The sequence below is a fragment of the Nonomuraea jabiensis genome, from assembly GCF_014204795.1.
Lineage (GTDB): Bacteria > Actinomycetota > Actinomycetes > Streptosporangiales > Streptosporangiaceae > Nonomuraea > Nonomuraea jabiensis.
Map to the genome: position 1 here is coordinate 8,562,931 of NZ_JACHMB010000001.1, position 21,531 is coordinate 8,584,461.

Here is a 21,531-nt window from a genome sequence, read left to right on the forward strand (position 1 = left end):
GCGACTCTCCTCGGCAGGAGCTTGGGGGGTGTTCAGGTCTATCGCGGGTCGAGTGGTCCTACGAGGTCGTGGATGCGGGCCAGCGCGGCGCGCAGCTCGGTGAGCTCGGTGTCGGTGAGAGGCAAGAACGGCGCAGCGGCGTGCGGCGGGCAGAGCCCCAGCAGGTGGAGCGCGGTCTTGATCACGACCACCCCGCTGACCCCGGGGCGGACCCCGAAGAGCGCGGCCAGCCGGTCGACGTCGTGCTGCAGCGCCGCCGCGGTGGCGTGGTCGCCGCCACGGCCGGCCTTGAGCAGGTCGGCGCAGAGCGCGGGCGCGAGCATGCCCACCCCCGGCACCAGCCCGGCGGCCCCCATGCGGAGCCCGTCGGCCAGCCGCCGTTCGGCACCCTGGGCCACCTGGAAACCGGGACGCTCCCCGGCCAGGGCGCAGAACCCGGCGAACAGGGCGGCGTCCCCCGAGCTGTCCTTCAACCCGATGATCGCCGGCTCGTCGAGCAGGCGGCGCATCACGGACATGGGGACGGGGTTGCCGGTGTACCCGGGGCTGTTGTAGACGACGACGGGGCGGCCGTGGCGGGCGATGTCGCGAAAGTGCGCGTACAGCTCGTCCTCGGTGTGCCGGAAGTAGGACGGCGCGAGCACGACCACGGCGTCCAGGTCGAGCTCCGCCAGGCGGTCCATGCGCCGCAAGGTCTCCCTGGTGCCCGTGCCGGCGGCGGCCACCATGACCCGGGCGGGCGCCCCGGCCAGGTCGCGCCACATGGCGGACACCTCGACCGCGTACGCCCGGACGTCGCCGGCCGGCAGCAGCGGGCCCTCGCCGTTGGTGCCGGCCAGCATCAGCGTGGTGACGCCGCCGGCCGCGAGGTGGGCCAGCAGCGGCCGGACGGCCGGCGGGTCGGGCCGCCCGGACGGGTCGAGCGCGGTGACGAGCGGGATGATCAGTCCGGAGACCGGATGGTCGGTATCCATGGCACCTCCCTCGGCAAACGCTCCGGACGGTATCCTGCGATCCCCGCGGGACGCCAGATGCTAATGGGTATTAGTAATTCTCTCCGGTTTCCAGCGTTCTTTTTCGCCTAGGTACATTGACGCCTCACAGGAGTGAGAGACACACTTTGCGTTCATCGGGTTAGGCGCATTAGCAGGAGGCCCCGGATGAGTCGCGGACCAGTGCGGAGGCCGACCCAGGCCGACATCGCGCGCCTCGCGGGGGTGAGCCAGGCCACCGTCTCGCTCGTGCTGAACGAGCGTGACTCCGACGTCCGGATCAGCCAGGCGACCCGGGAGCGGGTGCTGGCGGCGATCCGCGAGTGGGGCTACGTCGCCAACGCCTCGGCGAGATCCCTCGCCGGCGGCCAGAACAAGATCATCGGAGTGTTCACCTTCGAGCCGGTCTTCCCGACGACCAGCGTCGACTTCTACTTCCCGTTCCTGCTCGGCATGGAGCAGGCGGCGGCGGAGCTCGGCTACGACCTCCTGCTGTTCACCAGCCTCGGCGGCGAGCGGCAGGTCTTCCGCGACGGGTCGACCCGGCTGTCGCTCGCGGACGGCGCGCTGCTGCTCGGGCGCGACCCGAACGTCGAGGAGATCCAGCGGCTGCGCGACACCGGCTTCCCCTTCGTCTACGTGGGGCACCGGGAAGTGTCGGGGGCGCCGGTCTCCTATGTGGCGGCCGACTACGCCACGGCGACGCAGCAGCTCACCGAACGGCTCTTCGAGCTCGGGCACAGGCGCGTCGCCTACGCCCGGATCGGTGACGGCGACGCCCAGCCCAGCCGGGACCGGGAGAAGGGGTTCCGGCGGGCGATGCCCGCCGGTGAGGCCCGGCGGCTCACCGGCCCGGTGTGGACGCTGGAGTCCGCCGACGACGTGGCGGGCCTCCTGGCGGAGATCCGGCACGGCGGCATCACCGCCGTGGTCGCCGAGCAGGTCCTGCTGGCGGAGGAGCTCCTGGCGTGCGCGGAGCGGCACGAGCTGTCGGTCCCGGACGATCTGAGCATCGTCGTGCTGGGCGACTCCACCGGCGCGCGCCGCACCGGCACGCCCTGGACCGGCCTGGTGGTCCCCCGGGAGCAGATGGGCCGGCAGGCCACCCACCTGCTGGCGCGGCTGCTGGAAGCGACCGAGCCGGATGCCCGCAGAGAGAACGTCGAGTGCCCCCTCACGCCGGGCGCGACCGTGGCCCCACCAAGGAGACAGCAGTGACCGAACCAGGAAAGCCCACATGATTAGGGTCATCGTCAAACGACTGCTGGTGGGCGTGCTGGTGATGTGGGGCGCCGCCTCGCTCATCTTCCTCATCGTCCGGGTCGCCCCGGGCGATCCGGCCACGATCCTGCTGGGCCCGGACGCGAGCCGGGAGCAGGTGGCCGAGCTCACCGGGAAGCTCGGGCTCGACCGGCCGGTGTTCAGCCAGTACCTCGGCTACCTCGGCGAGGTGGCCCGGTTGCAGTTCGGTGACTCCTACCGGTTCGACCGGCCGGCGATGTCGGAGGTGTTCGAGCGGCTGCCCGCGACCGCCGACCTGATGCTCGCCTCCACCGCCATCGCCGTCTGCCTCGGCCTCGTGCTCGGACTGCTGGCCGGCGCGCGCCCGGGCGGCGCCGTCGATCGGCTGGTCAGCGCGGGCACCATCGCCCTGCAGTCGTTCCCCACCTTCTGGGTGGGCATCATGCTGATCCTCGTCTTCGCGCTGGCCTTGCGCATGCTGCCCAGCGCGGGGGCGGGCTCGCCGGCGCACCTGGTCCTGCCGGCGTTCACGCTGGCGCTGCCGTTCACCGCCATCGTGGCCCGCCTGACCAGGACCAGCGTCGCGGAGACGATGCGCGAGCCGTACATCCAGACGGCCCGGTCCAAGGGGCTCACCGAGCAGCAGGTGCTGCTCGGCCACGCGCTGCGCAACTCCCTCATCCCCGTGGTGACCATCGTCGGGCTGCACATGGGCGGCCTGATGGGCGGCGCGGTCGTGGTCGAGAACGTCTTCGCCTGGCCGGGGCTCGGCACGCTGGTGGTCGACGCGGTCTCCAACCGTGACTACGCGGTCGTGCAGGCGGCCACGTTCCTGATCGCGGGCATCGTGATGCTGTTCAACCTCGTCGCCGATCTGCTGTACTCCCAGCTCGACCCGCGCATCAAGCTGGACGGTGCGGCATGACCGCCGTCGCCGGCGCCATCCGCCGGCCCGTGGTGCGCGGCCGGTGGCTCAGCCGGATCCCGTACGCCGTGCTCGCCCTGTACATCGTGGTCGCCGGGGTGGGACCGCTGGTCATCGACTACAACCCCGTGCGCGTCTCGCTCGACGACCGGCTGCTCGTTCCCGGATCGCGGCTCGCGTCCGGAGGCGTCGCCTGGCTCGGCACCGACGGCCTCGGCCGCGACGTCCTCGCCCAGGTCGTCTACGGCGCCCGCACGTCGATGATCATCGGGGTCGCCACGGTCGTCGTCTGCTGCGTGATCGGCGTGAGCGTCGGCATCGCCGCCGGCTACTTCCGCGGCTGGCTGGACACGGTGCTCGCGCGTGGCATCGACATCCTGCTCGCCTTCCCGGCGATCCTGCTGACCATCGTGATCGCGGGCGCCTTCGAGCGCAGCGTCCTGGTGGTGGTGATCGCCCTCTCGGCGACGGCCTGGATCTCCTTCGCGCGGGTCACCCGCGGCGTCGCCCTGTCGATGCGGGAGCGGGCCTGGATCGACGCGGCCCGCGTGCTCGGCGTACGTCCGGTGGCCATCCTGGTCCGGCACATCCTGCCGCTCACGGTCGGCCCGATCGTCGCCCTGGCGACGCTGGAGTTCGCCCTCGTCGTGCTGGCCGAGGCCGGGCTCAGCTTCCTCGGCATCGGCCTGCCCGGCACGGCGGTGTCCTGGGGCCAGACCATCGCGAACGGAAAGCAGTATCTCGAAACCGCCTGGTGGATCTCCACGCTGCCCGGCGTCGCGCTGTCGCTGCTGATCATCAACATCGGGATCCTCGGCGACCAGCTCACCGCCCGATACGGCCGCGGACACCTCCGGTGAGGCGGCGACCGTCGTACGGCCGGCACACATCCCCTTCCATCACGAGCACCCCCCGAAGAACCATCCCCGGAAGGCGGGAAGACGTCCATGACCAGACCCCTTGCCTCAGGTAGGCCGCGGCGCGCGGCGCTGGCCCTCATCGCCGCCGCGGCCCTCGTGCTCAGCGGCTGCAGCGCCGCCACCGGCGGCGGCACGGGCGGCGGCACCGGTGCCGGCACCGGTGGCGGCGAGATCACCGTCGCCGGCACCTACGCGATCGAGAGCCTCGACCCGGCCAGCCCCACGGGCGGCAGCGCCACCGGCACGCAACTGGCCTCCAAGGCGATCTTCAGCCGCCTGGTGCGGCCCCGCCCGGACGGCACCCTGGAGGGCGACCTCGCCACCGCGTGGAAGCCCGACGGCTCCGCCTCGCAGTGGACGTTCACACTGCGCCAGGGCGTGAAGTTCAGCGACGGCAAGCCCGTCACCGCGGACGACGTCGTCGCCTCGTTCAAGCGGATGTTGGATCTCAAGAGCACGAACGCGGCCAACTTCGCCGGTTACACGATGACCGCCTCGTCGCCCACCGAGGTCGTGCTGAAGGCGCCGAAACCGGATGCGGCGGTTCCGTACAAGCTCGCCATCTTCTACGTGCTGCCCGGCAGCCTGACCGGTGAGAACCCGGCGTTCTTCCAGAACCCGGTGGGGTCGGGGCCGTTCAAGGTGGAGAAGTTCGACCCGTCCGGGACGCTCGTGCTCGTGCCGAACCCCGGCCACTACGGCGGCGCGCCGCAGGTCAAGCGGGTGACCATCCGCAAGATGCCCGAGCTCGCGGCCCGGCTGACCGCGCTTCGGACCGGCGAGGTGGACCTCGCCTGGGGCATCCCCGACGACCAGCTCGCGGGGCTCCAGCGAGACTCCAACCTCAAGGTCGAGACGGTGCCGAGCACCGCCGTGTTCACCATGTGGTTCAACTCCTCCGCGCCCGCGCTGAAGGACGCCAAGGTGCGGCGGGCGCTGTGGCAGGCGGTTGACTTCGCGACCATCATCAAGCGGCTCTATCCGCAGACGGGCACCCTGGCCGACGCCCCGGTCTCGCCCGTCACCCTCGGCTACGTCCCCCAGGAGCCCGTCCGCTACGACCCGGCCGCGGCGAAGGCCGCGCTGACCGACGCCAAGTTCGACTTCTCCACCAAGCTGCGGCTGCAGTTCGCCAACGCCGAGTTCCGGCCGTTCAACCAGGCCATCGTCTCCGACCTGCAGAAGATCGGCGTCCAGGTGGACCTGCTGGAGAAGGAGCAGGCCGTGTTCACCAAGGACCTGCTCGCCCTGAACTGGGACATCAACTTCCAGCAGCTGTCGAACCCCACCTTCGACGCGGCCAACACCCTCGGCCGGCTGTACCCCTGCGCGGCCAAGCGCAACGGCTACTGCAACCCCGAGCTCGACAAGCTGCTCGCCGCCGCCGGGGCCAGCTCGGACACCGGCGAGCGGGTCAAGCTGTACGGCGAGGCCAGCAAGATCATCTGGCAGGACGCGGTCGGCATGTTCCCGATGGCGGTCAAGTACGCCTACGCCTGGAACCACCGCGTCACCGGCGTCACACCGGACCCCAACGGGCTGCCGGACTTCGCCGGCGTGCGGGTCAGCAGCTCATGAGCGGCGTGCGGACCCCGGTCGAGGCGCCGGTCGAGGTGGACGGGCTGCTCGAGGTGGCCGGGCTGGTCGTCGACCTGCCCGGCGCCCGGGGCCCGGTCCGCGTCGTCGACCGGGTGACGTTCGACATCCCGCCGGCGACGACGGTCGGGCTCATCGGCGAGTCGGGCAGCGGCAAGACGATGACCGCGAACGCCGTCATCGGCCTGCTCCCGGAGGGCGCGGCGACCGGCGGGGAGCTGCGCTGGCGGGGCGAGGACCTGCTGAGGGCGAGCCCCGCCCGCCGGCGCCGGCTGCGGGGCCACGAGATCGCAATGATCTTCCAGGACCCGCTGGCCGCGCTCAACCCGACCCAGACGATCGCCCGCCAGGTGGGCGAGATCCTCCGCCGCGCCGGCCGCCCCCGCGACGAGGTGCGCCGGCGGGTGCTCGAACTGCTGGAGCGGGCCGGGATCCCCGAGCCGGCCGGCAGGATGCGCAGCTACCCGCACGAGTTCTCCGGCGGGATGCGGCAACGGGCCATGATCGCCCTCGCCCTGGCGGGCAGCCCGGCGCTGCTGCTCGCCGACGAGCCCACCACCGCGCTGGACGTGACCGTCCAGGCGCGCATCCTGCGCCTCCTGCGCTCCATCCAGCAGGACGAGGGGCTGGCGATGCTCCTCGTCAGCCACGACCTGCGGGTGGTGGCGCACGTAGCGCACCAGGTCGTCGTCATGTACGCGGGCCGGGTCGCCGAGCGCGGCCCCACCGCGGCGGTGCTGGCCCGGCCGGCTCACCCGTACACCCGCGCACTGGTCGACAGCGTGCCCGCGGTGCGCACCCGTACCGCGCTGGCCCACCCGCTGCCGGGCACGCCGGCCACCCCGGCGAACCGCCCGCCGGGGTGCGCCTTCCACCCCCGGTGCCCGCTGGCGCGCGAGCGCTGCCGCACCGAGGAGCCGGAGCCCAGAACCGTCGCGCCCGGCCGGTGGGCCGCGTGCCATTTCGCCGAGGAGCTGCTGCAGCGATGAGCGCCGATCTGCTCCAGGTGCGGGACCTGCGGGTCAGCTTCGGCCGGCGTACCGCGTGGTTCCGGCCGCGCTCCGCCCGCCGGGCCGAGGATTTCGTCGCGGTCGACGGCGTGAGCCTCACGGTGGCCCCCGACGAGATCGTGGGGGTGGTCGGGGAGTCGGGGTCGGGCAAGACCACGGTGGCCCGCGCGATCGTCGGCCTCGTCCGGCCCGACTCCGGGGCCGTCCTGCTCGACGGGGTGCCCGTGGGGCCGGTCGGGCGGCGTACCACGGCGCAGCAGCGTACCGCGCAGATGGTCTTCCAGGACCCGCGGTCGTCGCTGAGCCCGCGCATGACCGTCGCCGCGATCATCGACGAGGCGTGGCGCACCCATCCGAGCGCGGCCCCGTCCGGCGACCGCACCGCGGCGCTGCACCGCCTGCTCGACGACGTCGGGCTCGACGCGAGCGTGGCCGGGCAGCGGGCGGCCGAACTGTCCGGCGGGCAGTGCCAGCGCGTCAGCATCGCCCGCGCGCTCGCGGTCCGGCCCCGGCTGCTGGTGTGCGACGAGGCGGTGTCCGCCCTGGACGTGTCGGTCCAGGCGCAGATCCTCCGGCTGCTGGTCGACCTGCGCGAGCGCCACCATCTGGCGATGCTCTTCATCTCCCACGACCTCGGCGTGGTGCACCAGATCGCCGACCGGATCGCCGTCATGCGCCGGGGCGTGGTGGTGGAGGAAGGGCAGGCGACGGACGTGCTGGGGGCGCCGCGGCACGAGTACACCCGCAGCCTGCTCGATGCCGCCCTGGAGCTGTCCGGCACGGATCCCCGCGAGTAGGCTCGGGCTCTCGTCAGGGGTCACGGCCGGCCGGTGGCCGCAGGGGTTCCGAAATCCAGATGGTCGAGTTGGGTTCGGGAGGTTATGCCGAGTTTGGGGTAGGCCTTGTAGAGATGCTGCGCCACAGTTTTGGGGCTGAGGAAGAGCTGCCGGGCGATGTCGCGGTTGCTGAGGCCGGCCGCTGCCAGCCGTACGACCTGGAGTTCCTGGGGCGTGAGCCGGTGCGGGCTCGCGGCGTCCGTCCCGTGTCCCGGCCGGGGCTCGCCGGCGGCGTCCAGTTCGGCCCGCGCCCGGTCCGCCCACGGTCGTGCGCCGAGGTCCTCGAAGATCCGCAGGGCGGTCCTGAGCTGGATCCCCGCCCTGGCCCGGCTGCGCCGCCTGCGCAGCCACTCGCCATAGGCCAGGCACGTCCGGGCATGCTGGTACGGCTGCGCGCACCGTTCGTGGAGCTCGATCGCGGCCTCGAAGTGCTGCCCCGCGTCACCGCCCGAGGTCGTCATGGCTCGGCAGCGCAGCGCCATGGCCGAGACCCAAGGTCTCCTCACCGTCCGGTCCCACTCCATGAGCGTCCGTAGCGACCGCTCGGCGACCTCGGTCCGGTTGGCGCGTACCCCCGCCTCGATCAGGTCGGCGGCGCACCACACGGCGACGATGGGGTGCCGCGTGGACTCCAGATGGCCGACGGCGTGCGCCGCGCGCCCCATGCCCAGCTCGAGCAGGCCGAGCGCCCATGTGCTGAGCGCCCCGGCAGGTACCACTCCGTGGTCGTTTCCATAGCGGATACCGGCCTCGGCGAGCATGCGGCACCGCTCGTGGTCACCGCTGATCGCGGTCAGCCAGGCCAGCAGGCCGCCGAGATGGGCGAGGCGGTGGAGCTGACCGGTGTCGCGGCCGAGGTCGTAGCCCTCGGTGGCGCTGGTGAGCGCGTCCAGATGCCGTCCGCCGAGCAGTTGCGCCTCAGTGATGATCTCGAGCGCATGTGGCAGCATCCCGACCATTCCGTGCGTCCTCGCGTGCTCCGCGACGGGCTCGGCCAGCTCCAGCGCGATCGTGTCCTGTGCCGTGATGAGGGCGAGTGAGGCCGCGAGGAGACGTTCGGCGGGCCGATGAGCCGGCACGTGGTGCGCCGCCGCGATCAGCTCGTGAATAGGGCTTCCGACGCCTCCTCTGCCCGCCAGCAGATCGGCCATCGCCCGCATTGCCCTGACCAGCGGCGTCAGGCCCGAGCCCGGTGGCACGTCGATGAGGCTCAGCCGCTGCGCGGCATCGTGCGCCCGGCCGGCGTCACCGCTGAAGGAGAAGGTCCGGATGGAGTGGGCGAGCATCAGCGCGGCGCGCTCGGGGTCGGTGCGCTCGATGGATTCGGCGCTCTTCACCAGGACCTCTCCCGCGTCCGACGGGAAGCCCAGCTCGAACTCCACGGCGGCGCGCACCCTCGCCAGACCGGCCAGCCGGGCGGGGTCGTGAGTGAGGGGCTCGGCGCGACGCGCGAGGTCACGCGCCTGCCCGAGCTGACCTGACTGGACCGCCGCCTCGGCCGCATAGGAGAGCCGCAGGCCGCGCTGGCGGCGATCGGCGGTCAGGTGGGCGGCCCGCTCGTAGGCGGCGGCCGCGGTGGCGTACCCGCTCCGGCCGCCCGCACGGTGGGCCACCCCTTCGAGGGCGGCCCCGATGGCGTCATCGGAACGGGTGGCGGCCAGGGCCAGGTGCCAGACCCTGCGGTCGGCGCCCTCGCCGTAGGTGAGCAGGACGTCGGCGAGCGCGCGGTGCGCCGCGCAGCGGCGGGTGAAGGGCGCGCCCTGGTAGACGGCCGACCTGACCAGTGGGTGCCGGAACGTCAGCAGGCCACCGTCGATCCTTATCAGGCCGGCGGTCTCGGCCGATTCAAGGGCCCGCTCGGCTCCGGCCTGCCCGTCGGCCAGCTCCGCGGCTCGAAGGACCAGTTCCAGGTCGCCCGTGTCGTCGGCGGCCGCGAGGAGCAACAGGCGTCGCACCGCCTCCGGCAACGCGTCGACCTGGCGGTGAAACGTCTCGTGCAATTTCCGGGTGACCGGCAGAGGGGCCTGCGGGGCGCCGAGACCCTGCGGATCGGCGGCCCCGGCCGTCTTTGCGAACTCGATCAGCGCGAGCGGGTTGCCGAGCGCCTCGTTCATGATCCGTTCGCGCAACTGTGGAGCGAGCCCGGGCGCCCGTTCACGCAGCAGCGCTTCGGCGGCGGCCGGCTCCAGCCCCGTCAGCCGGAGCTCGTCGAGCCCCGCGAGCGCGGACCAGTCGTCCCTGGCGGCGAACAGCAGCACCACGCCCCCGGCGGTCAGCCTGCGGGAGGCGAAGACCAGCGCGTCCGCGGACGACCTGTCCAGCCATTGCGCGTCGTCGATCAGGCAGAGCACGGGACCGCTGCCGGCCAGCAGCGTCAGGACCGCGAGGCCGACCAGGAACCGGTCCCCGGTGGCGGGGCCGAGCCCCATCGCGCCGCGCAGAGCGGCCGCCTGGGTGCGCGGCAGCTCCTTCAGCCTGTGCATGACGGGCTGAAGGAGCTGGTGCAGTCCGGCGAACGGGAGTTCGGCCTCGGATTCCACGCCGTTGGCCCACAGCAGGCGTACGTCTTGCGCGGCGTCGCGCGCGTACTCAAGCAGCGCGGTCTTGCCGATGCCCGGCCCGCCCCTGATGATCAGCGCGCCGCATCCGCCGTCCGCCATGCCGGCCAGCAGCCCGTCGACGACCTGTCGTTCCCGCACCCTGCCCGTCAAGGACGCCCCGCGCACAGTTGATCATTGTGCCGCCTTCTTGGCGCCCTGGCCAGAGTCAGGGCAGCACGCGGGGAAAGATGCCGGGGAAGGCGTCGAGGGCGTCCCACACGTCGGTGAAGTACTCCCGGCAGTCGCCCGAGCCGTCCAGGTTGCTGCCGCCCGAGTGGATGCCCTTCACCTGAACGCGGCCGTTCGACATGACGTAGTACGTCGGGCCTCCCGAGTCGCCGTGGCCCGTGCACGTGCCGGTCTTGGAGCCGGCCACGACATTGCGGACGGTCTCACCGCCGCTGTAATTGATGTTGATGCCGTAGTTGTAGACCTTCCACCCGCAGAGCTCGCCCCTCTTGTAGCCGCTGTTGCAGTACGTGTCGCCCACCTGGGCGCGGCGCGGCGCGAGCTGGCCGATGATCGAGGTGTAGGGGTTGCTGACGGATCCGCGGTAAATGTAGTAGCCGCTGGTCCCGTTGGGGATCTCGATCAGCGCGAGGTCGCCTCTGAACTCACTCTGGCCGGGCAACAGCGTGGATCCGCGCCCGTCATACCAGTTCTCCCTGGTGTTCTCGCTGACCCAGCCCATGTAGTCGGTGTCGTTCCCGTTGAAGAAGAAGCCGCCCTTGGGAGCGCAGTGGCCCGCGGTCAGCATCCCGGACTTGTCGCCCGGCAGCCAGACGGGGATGCCGGAGGAGCATCCGACCACGTTCCCGTCGGGGGACTGGCGGATCGTCATCTCCGCGGCTCCGCCCCAGTTGTCGGGTCCGTCGTCGGAGCGGCTGGACTTCGTGGGGTTGAAGGCGGGATCGACCTCGACGGCGAACGCGTCGGCTCCGTACCGTGCCGTCAGCGCCTGGAGCATCGCGTCGGTGGTCTTGTTCACCGTGACGATCACCCGGTTGTGCTCGGCGTCGATGCGGGTCATCCGGATGGCCTGCGCATCGGGGACGTCCGCCGCCGGCTCCCCGATCGCGCCATCCTTGATCTTCTCCAGTGCGGCCTTGCTCCGGGTGACCGGCCGCTGGACAACGTCCTTCCCCTGATCGGCGGCCAGGCGGTTGCCGGTGCCGGTCACCGTACCGAGGACCACCTGGCCCGTCTTCGGGTCCACCCACGGCTCGCCGAAGTCGTCGGGGTGCTGCTCGGCCAGCTTCCGCGCCCTGTCCAGAGCCAGTGCCGTGGGCTCGGGCAACGTCTTGACATCGGCCGGCTGCGGCGACAGCAGCACGGGCCCGGGTGGCGGCGCCGCCGAGGCGAGCGCCGCTGCGGGCATGGTGCTCACCACGGTGAGAGCTAAGGCTGTGGCCAGACCTATGGTTCTTCTGCGCACGCGTTCCTCCACGTTCCCGAGAGCCCGAATGGCGACCAATCTAGGGACATGGCAGGCAAATCGAATGAGGAGCGTAGCCTCAAAAACCGTGCACGCCGGCCCGCTGGAATAGGTAACCGGCCGCGAGGTGGATCTTCGGTGAGCAGGGCGACGATCCGTTCGAGGCCGGCCTCCACCGCGTCCGCGGCCTCGCGCGAGCAGGCGGGTGCCGAGGTCATTTCCTCTTCGGTCTGAAGTAGTGCGCGACCATGAAAGCAGTGACTTTCTTGCCGATCTTCGCGCCTTCGACGTCGGCCGTTCGGGTATGGATTCCGCCCCAGATGCGGGCTTCGACGACCTCGGCCAGCGCCTGCGAGAAACTGCGGAAATACCTGGTGGTACCCGAGGCGGCGCTGTAGCCGCTGAAGGGGATGTCGTCGCGGCCGAAGAAATACGCCAGCGCCGACATGCTCGCCGCCGTGAAGCAGGTATGTCCGGACGTGTAGTCGGGGTGCGGCGGTGTGACGAGCAACGGCGTCCAGCCGGGATCGGCCGCCGTGCCCGGATTGCCGTCGGTGTCGGCCAGGCGGATCGCGGTGACCGGCCGCCAGAAGTTCCAGGCTGCCTTCTCGTTGTAGCAGGCGATCGTGGCGTCGGCTTCGGCCAGGTCGACCATCGCGAACATCCGCGCCGTCTGCAACGTGTTCAGCTGCCGCTTCGTCGCCAGCTGGCGCTTGATCTCCCATTCGGCCAGGTGCCGGTCGTGCCACCAGATCGCGGCTTGTGTCTGGTCGGCCGTCCTGACCGTGCTGGTCGCCGAGCCGATGGACTTGACCTCGTTGAAGTCCCGGGCGTACCGGCGGCTGGTGAGCGAGGGCGGGCCGGACGTGCGGAACATGGAGGCGCTGCGGAGAAGGAACGGTTTGAGGTCACCGACCCAGGCTCCGTCGGAGGCGAACGCGGGTGGCGCCGGCCGCCACTGACCGGGCTGGGTGCCCACGGTCCAGGTCTGGTCTCCGAACGCGCCGTCGTTCTGCCGTGCGGCGTTCATCGCAGTGGCCGCCTGAGTGCCCACGGTGATTCCGCGCTGCTTGGCGGTACCGTCGGGAATCACGGCCAGCGCCTCGTCGTACTGCGTCTTCAGCCTCGCTTGCTGTTCCGGGAACAGAGCGTTCAGCACGAGGAAGCCCGCGGTCGCGACGGCGGCGTCCGTCGACTCGGTCCCATCGGCAGGCGGCGCGATCAGGTATGGCTGATAGGGCGTGCCGGCGATCGCGTTCACGGCGTCGTACACAGCTCCGTGGACCATCGCGAAGCTGCGCGCCTGGACCTGTGGTTGCTGGCCGGCAACGTCCCAGATCGCCGTCTGGGCGTTTCTGTCCCAGACGATGACGGCATTGGGAGGCGTGTCCGGAGTCGACGCGTTCGCGAACGACGAGCCGAGTCCGGTCGGAGACCCGACGGCGATGACTCCGGCGACGGATAAGTGAACGGCCTTGCGCCGGAGGACGCCTGTCCATCCGGCGTAACGTAATTTGACCATGCTGGGAAACTACTCCGGCTGCCGCTGTTCGAGCCAGTGCTCGAACAACCGCCACGTCGGCAACCAGGCCGGCCTGACCTCACGGCGCGGCCAGCTCGAGGACGCGTCGTACGGCGGTGTCCGCGCGGGCGGGGTCGGGTGACTCGGAGAGGAAGACGAGGGCGAGCATCACCGCCGCGTCCAGCCGGCACAGCAGCGCCAGCGGCCCGGCGTCGGGCGGGGGCTCGGCGTGACGCGCGTAGCCGGCGCGCAGCGCCTCGAGGTCGAGCTGGTTCTCCGGGAGCCTGGCGAACTCTCCCAGGCGTCCGAACTCCAGGGCGGGGTGGGCGTGCAGGGCGTTCGACCAGTCGAGGAGGGCGCGTACCCGGCCCTGGTGGCAGCGGACGTTCGCCCTGCGGACGTCCAGGTGGAGCAGGGCGCCACGGCTGAGCGGCGCGGCGATCGGGAGCAGCCGTCCGGGGGAGGGCGGCGGTGGCCAGCCGTCCCTGAGGCGGCCGATCTCCCTCCAGCGGCGCAGGATTCGGCCGACCAGGAGCCGGGGCGCCGGCAGGTGTTCGGCGGCGACGGGTCGCGGTCCGGGGAGCGGGAGCGCGTGGAGGCGCGCCAGGAGCTCGCCGAGCTGGAAGGAGTCCAGCTCCGATCCGTCGTCCTCCACGTAGCGGCTGATCAGGAGGTCCGGCTCGGCGGGGGTCTCGGCGAGGACGAGTGCGACGGGCTCGGCCACGGGGAGCCCGTGGTCGCTCAGCAGGCGGGTGAGCCGGTGTTCCTGGCGCAGCAGGGCGCGGGTGTCCACCCGAGGGTCGTTGGCGTTGGAGTCGAAGCGGCGCTCGCCGACGCGGACGGCGACCGGGCCCCCGCCGTCGGCCGGCCGGCCGACGAAGACGGAGAACTCCAGGCCCCGCCCCAGCGGTTCGAGGCCCGTGATGCCGAGGCCGGCCAGGCGCTCCTCCAGGCTGGGCCTGCTCATGGGGCCGGACTCAGCCGTCCTCCTCCTCCAGCCAGAACCCGGACCGCTCCAGCCACCGCTCCAGCAGCGCCGAATCCCCGGAGATCTCGACCTGCGGCGCGGGCCGCCGGTAGACGAACAGCAGCAGCTCGCTCACCGGCCCGCGAACCGCCACGGAGGCGTCCCCCTGCCCGCGCCTCCAGGCGGGCGCGTCCCCGCCGAGGTCGACCAGCCACTCGCCGTTGAAGCTCAGCGCCCGCCCGGGGCCGAGCAGCCCGTGCCCCTCGTACGCCTCCGGCACGCAGCTGAACCCCAGCCACTCCTCCAGCCCTTCGGCGGCGACCTCGTCGTCCACCTCGAAGCCGGCGCCCAGGGCGAACGCGGCGTCGGCCCGGTGCAGCACGGTCTCGAACAGCGCCCGCCGCGCCCAGAACGCCGGCGTGTCCAGCCCCTGCGGCGTCCACACCGGCCCCTCGGCCCCTTGCAACGTCTGCGCCAGCCGCTCCGCGCCCTCCCCGAGCCAGGGGTCGAGCTCGCTCGCCACCTCGTCCGTGTACGCGTCGAGGTCGTTGATCCGCTCGTCGGAGACCGGGTCCACGGACCGCGTCGCCACGACCGTCTCCATCCAGCGATGCACCTCGCCGACGTGCCGCAGCAACTGCCCCAGAGACCACCCGGGGCAGGTGGGCACGGGCGTCTTCATGTCCGCGTTCTTGATCAGCGATCGCAGCAGCTCGGTCTGCCCGGCGATCTCGGCCCGCATCCGGTCGTAGCTCAACAGGGACATGCCCGCCACCCTAGAGGCGATCAGGCAGCCTCAGCAATCGCTTTCCGGCGCGCGGGGATCGAGCTGAGGGCTTGAAGCACCTCGCGCCACAGCCGTCGCGCGAGGCCGGCGGGCACGAGCTCAGGTTTTCTCGGGGTGGCGCTGGCGTACCGGTGTGGCGAGCGCGATCAGCGCCAGCAGCAGGCAGGACGCCCCCGCGACGACGAACACCGTCGTCGCGCCGTAGCGCGCGGCGCCCCAGCCGAGCGCGGCCGCGCCCACCGGACCGAGCGAGAAGTGGATGGTCCAGAACGCCGACGTCACCCGGCCCAGCAGGTGCGGGGGTGTCACCTGCTGCCGCAGCGACATGGAGTTGATGCCGGCCAGGCTCACGCACGCCAGGTAGAGGGCCATGATGGCGGCTACGCCCCACACGGAGCCGGCCAGCCCGAGGCTGAGGATGGCGAGGCCCGACACGATCTGCGCCCCGATCCACAAGGGCCCGAACCCGAGCATCCGCCGCATCCGCGCCACCAGCGCCGAACCGGCCATCGTGCCGACCGCCCCGACCCCCAGCACGACGCCCACCACGGAGTCCGGCTGGCCGAGGTCGTGCTTGAGCCGGTAGATGACGATGTCTGTCAGCCCGAGCGTCATGAAGATGAAGAACGACAGCAGGATGGTCAGTGTGCGCAGCACCGGGTGCCGGAGCAGGAACTCCGCCCCGGCCAGCAGCTCCCGCCACGGCCGCCGGCCGGGCGTGGGCTCCACCGGCTCGACGGTCTCGACGGCGTACCGGGAGGCGTGGGTCAGCAGGACGCCGAGCGCGGACAGCCCGAAGCTGGCGGCGTTGATGGCGATCGCGGCGGTCGGGCCCAGGTGGCCGCTGACCACCCCGGCCAGGGTGGGGCCGAGGATGCCTGCCGCGGCGGCCGTGGCGTACAGCATGCTGTTGGCCTCGGTGACGCGTTTCTCGCCGGCCAGGCCGCGGACCGCCGCGACGTACGTGACCTGGAAGACCATGCCCACGGCGGCGGCCAGCGGCAGCACCGCGTACAGCAGCCAGACGTGCTGTCCGAACGTCCAGGCCACCGGGATCGCGACGTACAGCAGGAGCCGGATGACGTCGCAGGCGATGAGCAGCCTGCGCCGGTCGAACCGGTCGGCGAGCACCCCCGCGAACACCCCGGCCGCCACCGACGCCGCCCCGGACACGCCGGTGAGCAGCCCCATCTGGGCGACGGAGCCGGTGACGTCGAGGATGAGGAGGGGCACCGCGATGAGCGCGAACGAGTCGCCCGCCACGGACAGCGTCTGGGCACACCAGAAGATCAGGAAGTCACGGTCTCGCCACAGCGACCGGCTCACCGGCCGCGCGTCAGCGCGCATCGCCCACGGGGCCTGCCTGGGATGATCGGTATGCGCCGAGGCGGGAGGAAATCACGCGCGCAACACTATCCCTCCCGGTCCAGGCCACGCCGCTCATTTTCCGGCCCCGCGTCGGCCCCGCGTCGGCCCCGCGTCGGCACCGCGTCGGCCCCGCGCGAGCACCTCCGGCGCGGCTGCGGCGCGGCTGCGGATCGTGCGCGGATGCGGCCATCGGCGCGTGTTCGCCACGCCGACGGGTCGTCCTCACTCCCTGAGGACGCGGTCTTCCACGAGATGAGCGACGCCCGCAAACCGGGCCAGCTCGTCCTCGGAACCTCGACAGCATGGCCAAGGCCGCCCGGCACGCCGTGGTGCTGCGTGGCCGCTGGGCGGCGACCGCCACGACGGAGCTCGCCCCGGCCGCCGACGTCGCCCAGCTCGGCGCGCACGCCGTCGAGCACGGCGAGCACAGCCCCGAGATCGCCGAACGCGACTGGTGGCGGCACGCCGTGGTGAGCCTGACCCGCGACGCGACCACGGGCAGCCCGTACGCAGGCCAGCCGACCCACCACGGCGCGGGCCGCGTGCCGGACCTGTGGCAGTCTGGCCGCGGCGGGTAATGGACGCCAGTGGGGCACCCCCTAGGGCCCCCTACGATTCCACCACGGGTCCCCTACGCATTCCCTGGGCCATGTGCGCGGCTGACCGGCGATGGTACGAAAGCGTTCGTGACCAAGCGAAACATATTATCCCTGACGTCCAGCAGAATTCTCGGCGCGGTCGCGCTCACCGCGGGCCTGGCGACCGCGGCCCCGGCGGGTGCGACGGCTGCGCCGGTCTGGGACCACCTGTCCTTTCCCTACGGGTACACCGAATCCGAGAAGCAGCTCAAGGAACTCAACGATGTCGCCGCGCTGAGTGGCGCCCAAGCTTGGGCTGTGGGGCAGGTGCGGATGGAGGGCCGGCCGTATCCGCCGCCGGGTGTGGTCTGCCCCGACCTGTTCCGCTGGAACGGTCAGAAATGGGTGAACGACCGGCCGGATATCACCTGCCGGGGCGCGCTGACCTCGGTGTCGGCCGCCGCGGAGAACGACGTGTGGGCCACCGGTTCGACCATTGCCTACCACTGGGACGGTACGGCCTGGACCCTCATTCCGTACCCGACCGAACAGAACAACCCTTTCTACCTTGATGATGTCGCCGCGGTGGGTGGCACTGCCTTCGCGGTCGGCAGGTCCGAGCAGTCGAGTGGTGAGGTTTCCACGGCGGGTGTGATCCGCTGGAACGGTACCGCCTGGCAGAAGATGAGCCTCCCGCCGCTCGCGGGCAACACCGACCTGAGCGCGGTGCATGCTCTGGCGCCGGACGACGTCTGGGCGGTCGGCACCACCAACCGCTACGGGCCGAGCGCCGATGCGCACACCCTGGTGCTGCACTGGGACGGCCACACCTGGTCCCGGCTGCCGGATCCGCCGAAGGAAGCGCTGGTCGAGACCACCCTGGACGCGGTGGCCGCGCGGCCCGGCGAGGTGTGGGCGGCCGGTCAGCGGACCACCTACGAGGCCAACGGCTTTTCGGTCAAGAAGCGCGAGGCGTTCGCCATGCGTTGGAACGGTGGCGAGTGGACGGTGACGCCGGTCCCGGCGACCACTGGCTGGTACGGATCCTCCGTCACTTCGCTGGCCTGGAACGGCACCGAGGTGTGGGCCGGAGGCAGCGGGCAGGACGACGCCACCGCGCGCAGCGTCGGTGTGTTGCTGCGCTGGGACGGCACGGCCTGGCAGCAGGCGCCGAAACCGCCGCTGCTCGACGACTACCGGATCAAGCAGCTCGGCGCTGTGCCGGGCGGCGGCCTGTGGGCCACCGGCTACGGCACCCGGGAGACCGACGAGTACGCCAAGGGCCAGTTCCTGGCCCGGGTCACCGGCTGAACCTTCCTGCCTGCGATGGCGTGGGGTGAGGTGCGCGAGCTGACCGCTGCGTCGAACGCCCTGCGCGCTACCGCGCTGTGGCGGGCATGGGGACGATCGGCGCCGCAGGGGCTCCTTCGCCGGCCCCACGGCATCGAGCACGATCTCCTCGGACCTCGGGATGCGGAGCCCGGCCGCGCCGACGAGCGCATCGGGCCCATCCCGGTACGGGAGTCGGCCCTCGGGAGACGACCCTGCCGCTCGACTAAAGGGTCACCCACCGCTTGAGGAGACGCACGCCGATCGGAAGGAACGCTCCGCTATGGTGAGGCGCCTGTCAGGAACTCGTCTGCGTTCGAGGACCTGCGCCTGCACCCGCGCACGGATTCCTTCAACTACAGGATGAGGAGTCCGAGTACCCGCGCGCTTTGAAGGAAGGCCTTCGCGCGAGCCCGCATCGGGGGGCGGGCCCGCCCGCTGCCCCCGACCGGAGCGCGAGGGACGCTGGATGCGGTTCCTCGCGCAGGGACTCCAGAGTCGGGGGTCCGTCCCAGGACGGCAAGTTCAGGAGTGGGTGGCGCGGATCTCCGTCACGGTGAACTCGTCGACGATGTGCCGGTTCTGCACCAGAAACCCCACCACCCCCGCCACCGCTTCCGAGCCCAGTGCCGCTCTGACACGTGCGCTCAGAAGGTAGACAAGGGGCGTCGACGGCTGGGTGAGAGTGAGGCCGCGGTCGTGGCGGTGCACGTCCTGCAGCGCCCTGATGGGAATCGGCCGCTCGGTGGTGAACCACGCCGCGACCTCCCACAGCGGCTCTGCAGGATCGACGTCGGCACTGGCGTGATAGCAGGCGACGCAGCCGTGCCTGGCATGCTGACCATGCCGGCAGGTCCACTGGGCGACGTCGGCCGGGCTCTGGGCATGGGCGCTCAGGACGGCTGCTTCGGTGACTCGGCGGCGCACCGGTTTTGACCGCTCCTCCCGCGGAGTGACAGAGTCGCTGGTGATGATCGGATCCCTTCGCGGCTACATCCCAATACGTGAGAGCCTAGCCTCGTTACCAGGTCGGAGCCCGGCTCAGTGGTGACGGTAGCGGCAGAGGAGGTCCGGCCGCATCAACCAGGCCGGTGCTGGTTCAGCTCATCTGGGTTTGCGACCAGAGCGATCGCCAGGTGACCAGCGCGTGCAGGGCATCGGGCACGCCCGGGTGCGGTTGCCGGTCCGGGGTGATGCGCAGGACCTGCGGTTCGGGCCAGCCGCTCGCCACTGCCTGGCGGCGCTCCTGGTCGACGGACCGCTCACCGTCGCCTGTGATCTCAGGCGTCCGACAGCGCCTTCGGCCGCGCGTCAGCGCGCATCGCCCACGGGGCCTGCCTGGGATGATCGGTATGCGCCGAGGCGGGAGGAAATCACGCGCGCAACACTATCCCTCCCGGTCCAGGCCACGCCGCCCAATTTCCGGCCCCGCGTCGGCACCGCGCCGACCCCGCGTCGGCACGAGCGTCGGCACTGCGCGAGCACCTCCGGCGTGGCTGCGGCGCGGCTGCGGATCGTGCGCGGGATGCGGCCATCGGCGCGTGTTCGCCACGCCGACGGTCGTCCTCACTCCCTGAGGACGCGCTCTTCCACGAGGTGAGTGACGCACGCGAAGCGGGTCAGCTCGTCCTCGGGAACGCGGCCCGCCCAGACGACCGTCGTGGCCAGCCGGAAGATGAGCGCGCGTGCCAGCAGGTGAAGCCCTTCGCGGCCGGGCAGGACGGCCTCGACGAGCTCCGGGTCCGCGCGGTGGTAGAGCAGCCCGTCCGCGACCACGACGGCCTCGGCGTACCCGACCGGCCGCCAGTACGGCGAGAAGTCGATCACGACGGGTGGCCGTCCGGGATGGAACAGCACGTTCCCGGTCAGATCCCCGTGAACGAGCTGGCTGGGAGCCGCCACGGGACCGGCGAGCTCGCCCAGCCTGGCCAGCAGCTCATCGGCGTTGGACGACCGAGGCGGAGCCGCCTCGCCCCAGGCGATGCGATCAGCGGCCGCCCACGGATCGTCGCGCCGGTCGAGCAGGGCCGGGCGCGGGAGGTGCCGCAGCTCCCGATGGAACGCCCTGCCGGCGGCGATCAGCGACTCCCACCTCCCGGCGGGCCCCTCCCGGCCTTCCAGGAACTCCGAAGCCGTCCATCCCTCGACCACGTAGGCCCCGTCGCGGGAGCGGAGCGGGCGAGGGACCCGGAAACCGGCCGCGGGGGACAGGCCCGCGAACACCCGCGCCGACCATTCCGCCTCCTCCACGCTGTCCACGGGTTTCACGACCGCGTCCCCGGCCCGGAAGCTCCGTCCCCGGCCGCCGGCGAGCGGGCGGACGGGCGCGGCCAGCCCGAACGCCGCCAGCATGCCGGGCGGCGGCTCCGTCACCATCCCCAAGATCATGGTGGCCATCGTGCCGGATGGCCGGTCCGCCACGCACCCCGATTTCCGGCTGAGGGCACCATGGTCGTCATGACCGAGGAACCGCTCACCGGCGGGAACAACGCCACGGAAGTCGTACGGGTCGGCGACACGGTCCGGCGCGCCCGCGACGCCGGGGCCGCGTTCGCCGCACGGGTGCTCGCCCGGCTGGAGTCGGCCGACTACCCCCACGCGCCACGCCACCTCGGCATCGACGAGCAGGGCCGGGACATCCTGACCTTCGTCCCCGGCACCACCACCGACCACCCCGCACAGCGGGCGCCCGGCGCGTACGCGGCCGGCGGGCGGATGCTGCGCGAGCTGCACGAGGCGACCGCCGGGCACGTCCTGGCCGCCGGGCGGGAGTGCGTGATCCACGGCGACCCCGGCCCGTTCAACACCATCTTCCGGCAGGGCCTGCCGGTGGCGTTCATCGACTGGTCGTCCTGCCGTCCCGGCGACCGGCTCGAGGACCTGGGGTACATGGCGTGGACCTGGTGCATCCTGTCGCAGGCCGGGGTGCCGCCGGTCGAGCAGGCCGGGCACCTGCGGGAGCTGCGCGACGGCTACGGCCCGGTCGAAGCGGCGCGGCTCCTGGACGCGATGGAGGGCGCGCAGTCGCGCATCGTCGACGCCGAGACGGCCAACCTCGACAACCCGACGCTCACCGCCGCACGCCGCCACCACGCGGAGGCGGCCGTCGCCTGGGCCACGGCCGACCGCGCGTTCGTGCGGCGGCACCGGGCGCTCTTGCTGTCCGCACTGAGGTAAGGCCCACCGCGAAAGCCGCGCGCTGCTGCTGGACGCACTGCGGTAGGGGCGGCGTCGAAAGCCGCAGCGGCACGGGCGCTGCGGTGCTGAGCGTCAGCACCGGCACCAACCGCTGGTGGACGCGCCGTCGTGCTGGGCGCGGGCACCAACTGCTGCCGTCCGCACCGCGGTGAGGGGCGCCGCGAAGGCCGCGGCGCCCCTGGCGTGTCAGTTGCCGCGCAGCACCGTCGTGGCCTTGTTGCCGGCG

At 72.0% G+C, this 21,531-nt stretch carries 18 protein-coding genes; 9 read left to right on the forward strand and 9 right to left on the reverse strand.

The features are described 5' to 3' along the window. Nucleotides 1-38: 38 nt before the first annotated feature. On the reverse strand, nt 39-974 hold the full coding sequence (locus HD596_RS39025) for a dihydrodipicolinate synthase family protein (protein WP_185074476.1): 936 nt from the start codon (nt 972-974) through the stop codon (nt 39-41). A gap of 186 nt (nt 975-1,160) precedes the next feature. On the opposite strand from HD596_RS39025, the gene HD596_RS39030 reads away from it, so the two are divergent. The 6 genes from HD596_RS39030 (at nt 1,161) to HD596_RS39055 (ending at nt 7,482) form a co-directional block, all read left to right on the forward strand. Further along, complete coding sequence (locus HD596_RS39030) at nt 1,161-2,210, forward strand: LacI family DNA-binding transcriptional regulator (protein WP_185074477.1); 1,050 nt, start codon at nt 1,161-1,163, stop codon at nt 2,208-2,210. 19 nt (nt 2,211-2,229) lie between these two features. Continuing rightward, nucleotides 2,230-3,159 carry an ABC transporter permease gene (locus HD596_RS39035; protein WP_185074478.1) on the forward strand — a complete coding sequence of 310 codons (930 nt, stop codon included), beginning with the start codon at nt 2,230-2,232 and terminating at the stop codon, nt 3,157-3,159. After that, nucleotides 3,156-4,019, forward strand: coding sequence for an ABC transporter permease (locus HD596_RS39040; RefSeq protein WP_185074479.1), 864 nt, complete (start codon nt 3,156-3,158; stop codon nt 4,017-4,019). The genes HD596_RS39035 and HD596_RS39040 overlap by 4 nt, the downstream gene beginning before the upstream one ends. 87 nt (nt 4,020-4,106) lie before the next feature. Continuing rightward, nucleotides 4,107-5,657 carry an ABC transporter substrate-binding protein gene (locus HD596_RS39045; RefSeq protein ID WP_185074480.1) on the forward strand — a complete coding sequence of 517 codons (1,551 nt, stop codon included), beginning with the start codon at nt 4,107-4,109 and terminating at the stop codon, nt 5,655-5,657. Next, nucleotides 5,654-6,664 (forward strand): ABC transporter ATP-binding protein, encoded by a 1,011-nt coding sequence (locus HD596_RS39050; RefSeq protein ID WP_185074481.1) that lies wholly within the window; start codon nt 5,654-5,656, stop codon nt 6,662-6,664. Before HD596_RS39045 ends, HD596_RS39050 begins: the two co-directional genes overlap by 4 nt. Continuing rightward, entirely contained in the window at nt 6,661-7,482 is an 822-nt protein-coding gene (locus HD596_RS39055; RefSeq protein WP_185074482.1) for an ATP-binding cassette domain-containing protein, read from the forward strand. Before HD596_RS39050 ends, HD596_RS39055 begins: the two co-directional genes overlap by 4 nt. A gap of 20 nt (nt 7,483-7,502) precedes the next feature. Here the strand turns inward: HD596_RS39055 and HD596_RS39060 are convergent, their stop codons facing one another. The 6 genes from HD596_RS39060 to HD596_RS39085 form a co-directional block, all read right to left on the reverse strand. Beyond that, complete coding sequence (locus HD596_RS39060; RefSeq protein ID WP_185074483.1) at nt 7,503-10,247, reverse strand: helix-turn-helix transcriptional regulator; 2,745 nt, start codon at nt 10,245-10,247, stop codon at nt 7,503-7,505. 40 nt (nt 10,248-10,287) lie between these two features. Further along, entirely contained in the window at nt 10,288-11,499 is a 1,212-nt protein-coding gene (locus tag HD596_RS39065; protein ID WP_185074484.1) for a S1 family peptidase, read from the reverse strand. Nucleotides 11,500-11,770: 271 nt separating this feature from the next. After that, entirely contained in the window at nt 11,771-13,078 is a 1,308-nt protein-coding gene (locus tag HD596_RS39070) for a vanadium-dependent haloperoxidase (protein ID WP_185074485.1), read from the reverse strand. 79 nt (nt 13,079-13,157) lie between these two features. Further along, nucleotides 13,158-14,045 (reverse strand): phosphotransferase family protein, encoded by an 888-nt coding sequence (locus HD596_RS39075; RefSeq protein WP_185074486.1) that lies wholly within the window; start codon nt 14,043-14,045, stop codon nt 13,158-13,160. A 10-nt stretch (nt 14,046-14,055) separates the two neighbouring features. Continuing rightward, on the reverse strand, nt 14,056-14,811 hold the full coding sequence (locus tag HD596_RS39080) for a maleylpyruvate isomerase family mycothiol-dependent enzyme (protein WP_185074487.1): 756 nt from the start codon (nt 14,809-14,811) through the stop codon (nt 14,056-14,058). A gap of 120 nt (nt 14,812-14,931) precedes the next feature. After that, nucleotides 14,932-16,179, reverse strand: a complete 1,248-nt coding sequence (locus tag HD596_RS39085; RefSeq protein ID WP_185074488.1) for an MFS transporter — start codon at nt 16,177-16,179, stop codon at nt 14,932-14,934. A gap of 323 nt (nt 16,180-16,502) precedes the next feature. Between HD596_RS39085 and HD596_RS39090 the strand changes: the two genes are divergently transcribed. Together HD596_RS39090 and HD596_RS39095 are read left to right on the forward strand one after the other, a co-directional pair. Then, the gene (locus HD596_RS39090; protein WP_185074489.1) at nt 16,503-16,778 is read left to right on the forward strand and encodes a hypothetical protein; all 276 of its coding nucleotides are present in this window, start codon (nt 16,503-16,505) and stop codon (nt 16,776-16,778) included. Between the two features lie 108 nt (nt 16,779-16,886). Beyond that, nucleotides 16,887-18,089, forward strand: a complete 1,203-nt coding sequence (locus tag HD596_RS39095) for a hypothetical protein (protein WP_185074490.1) — start codon at nt 16,887-16,889, stop codon at nt 18,087-18,089. Between the two features lie 543 nt (nt 18,090-18,632). On the opposite strand, the gene HD596_RS39100 is transcribed toward HD596_RS39095, so the two are convergent. Continuing rightward, a complete protein-coding gene (locus HD596_RS39100) occupies nt 18,633-19,034 on the reverse strand; it encodes a hypothetical protein (protein WP_185074491.1) in 402 nt (133 codons plus the stop codon). A 639-nt stretch (nt 19,035-19,673) separates the two neighbouring features. Continuing rightward, a complete protein-coding gene (locus HD596_RS39105) occupies nt 19,674-20,495 on the reverse strand; it encodes an aminoglycoside phosphotransferase (protein ID WP_185074492.1) in 822 nt (273 codons plus the stop codon). A gap of 69 nt (nt 20,496-20,564) precedes the next feature. Between HD596_RS39105 and HD596_RS39110 the strand changes: the two genes are divergently transcribed. Next, nucleotides 20,565-21,284 carry an aminoglycoside phosphotransferase family protein gene (locus HD596_RS39110; RefSeq protein WP_185074493.1) on the forward strand — a complete coding sequence of 240 codons (720 nt, stop codon included), beginning with the start codon at nt 20,565-20,567 and terminating at the stop codon, nt 21,282-21,284. Nucleotides 21,285-21,531 lie beyond the last annotated feature (247 nt).

Bases quoted from the DNA above. Each gene is read 5' to 3' on its own strand.
- HD596_RS39065 (WP_185074484.1), bottom strand. From the start codon at position 11,499: ATGCCCGCAGCGGCGCTCGCCTCGGCGGCGCCGCCACCCGGGCCCGTG.
- HD596_RS39105 (WP_185074492.1), bottom strand. From the start codon at position 20,495: ATGATCTTGGGGATGGTGACGGAGCCGCCGCCCGGCATGCTGGCGGCG.
- HD596_RS39075 (WP_185074486.1), bottom strand. From the start codon at position 14,045: ATGAGCAGGCCCAGCCTGGAGGAGCGCCTGGCCGGCCTCGGCATCACG.
- HD596_RS39045 (WP_185074480.1), top strand. From the start codon at position 4,107: ATGACCAGACCCCTTGCCTCAGGTAGGCCGCGGCGCGCGGCGCTGGCC.
- HD596_RS39080 (WP_185074487.1), bottom strand. From the start codon at position 14,811: ATGTCCCTGTTGAGCTACGACCGGATGCGGGCCGAGATCGCCGGGCAG.
- HD596_RS39070 (WP_185074485.1), bottom strand. From the start codon at position 13,078: ATGGTCAAATTACGTTACGCCGGATGGACAGGCGTCCTCCGGCGCAAG.
- HD596_RS39090 (WP_185074489.1), top strand. From the start codon at position 16,503: ATGGCCAAGGCCGCCCGGCACGCCGTGGTGCTGCGTGGCCGCTGGGCG.
- HD596_RS39030 (WP_185074477.1), top strand. From the start codon at position 1,161: ATGAGTCGCGGACCAGTGCGGAGGCCGACCCAGGCCGACATCGCGCGC.
- HD596_RS39040 (WP_185074479.1), top strand. From the start codon at position 3,156: ATGACCGCCGTCGCCGGCGCCATCCGCCGGCCCGTGGTGCGCGGCCGG.
- HD596_RS39050 (WP_185074481.1), top strand. From the start codon at position 5,654: ATGAGCGGCGTGCGGACCCCGGTCGAGGCGCCGGTCGAGGTGGACGGG.
- HD596_RS39035 (WP_185074478.1), top strand. From the start codon at position 2,230: ATGATTAGGGTCATCGTCAAACGACTGCTGGTGGGCGTGCTGGTGATG.
- HD596_RS39085 (WP_185074488.1), bottom strand. From the start codon at position 16,179: ATGCGCGCTGACGCGCGGCCGGTGAGCCGGTCGCTGTGGCGAGACCGT.
- HD596_RS39110 (WP_185074493.1), top strand. From the start codon at position 20,565: ATGACCGAGGAACCGCTCACCGGCGGGAACAACGCCACGGAAGTCGTA.
- HD596_RS39025 (WP_185074476.1), bottom strand. From the start codon at position 974: ATGGATACCGACCATCCGGTCTCCGGACTGATCATCCCGCTCGTCACC.
- HD596_RS39055 (WP_185074482.1), top strand. From the start codon at position 6,661: ATGAGCGCCGATCTGCTCCAGGTGCGGGACCTGCGGGTCAGCTTCGGC.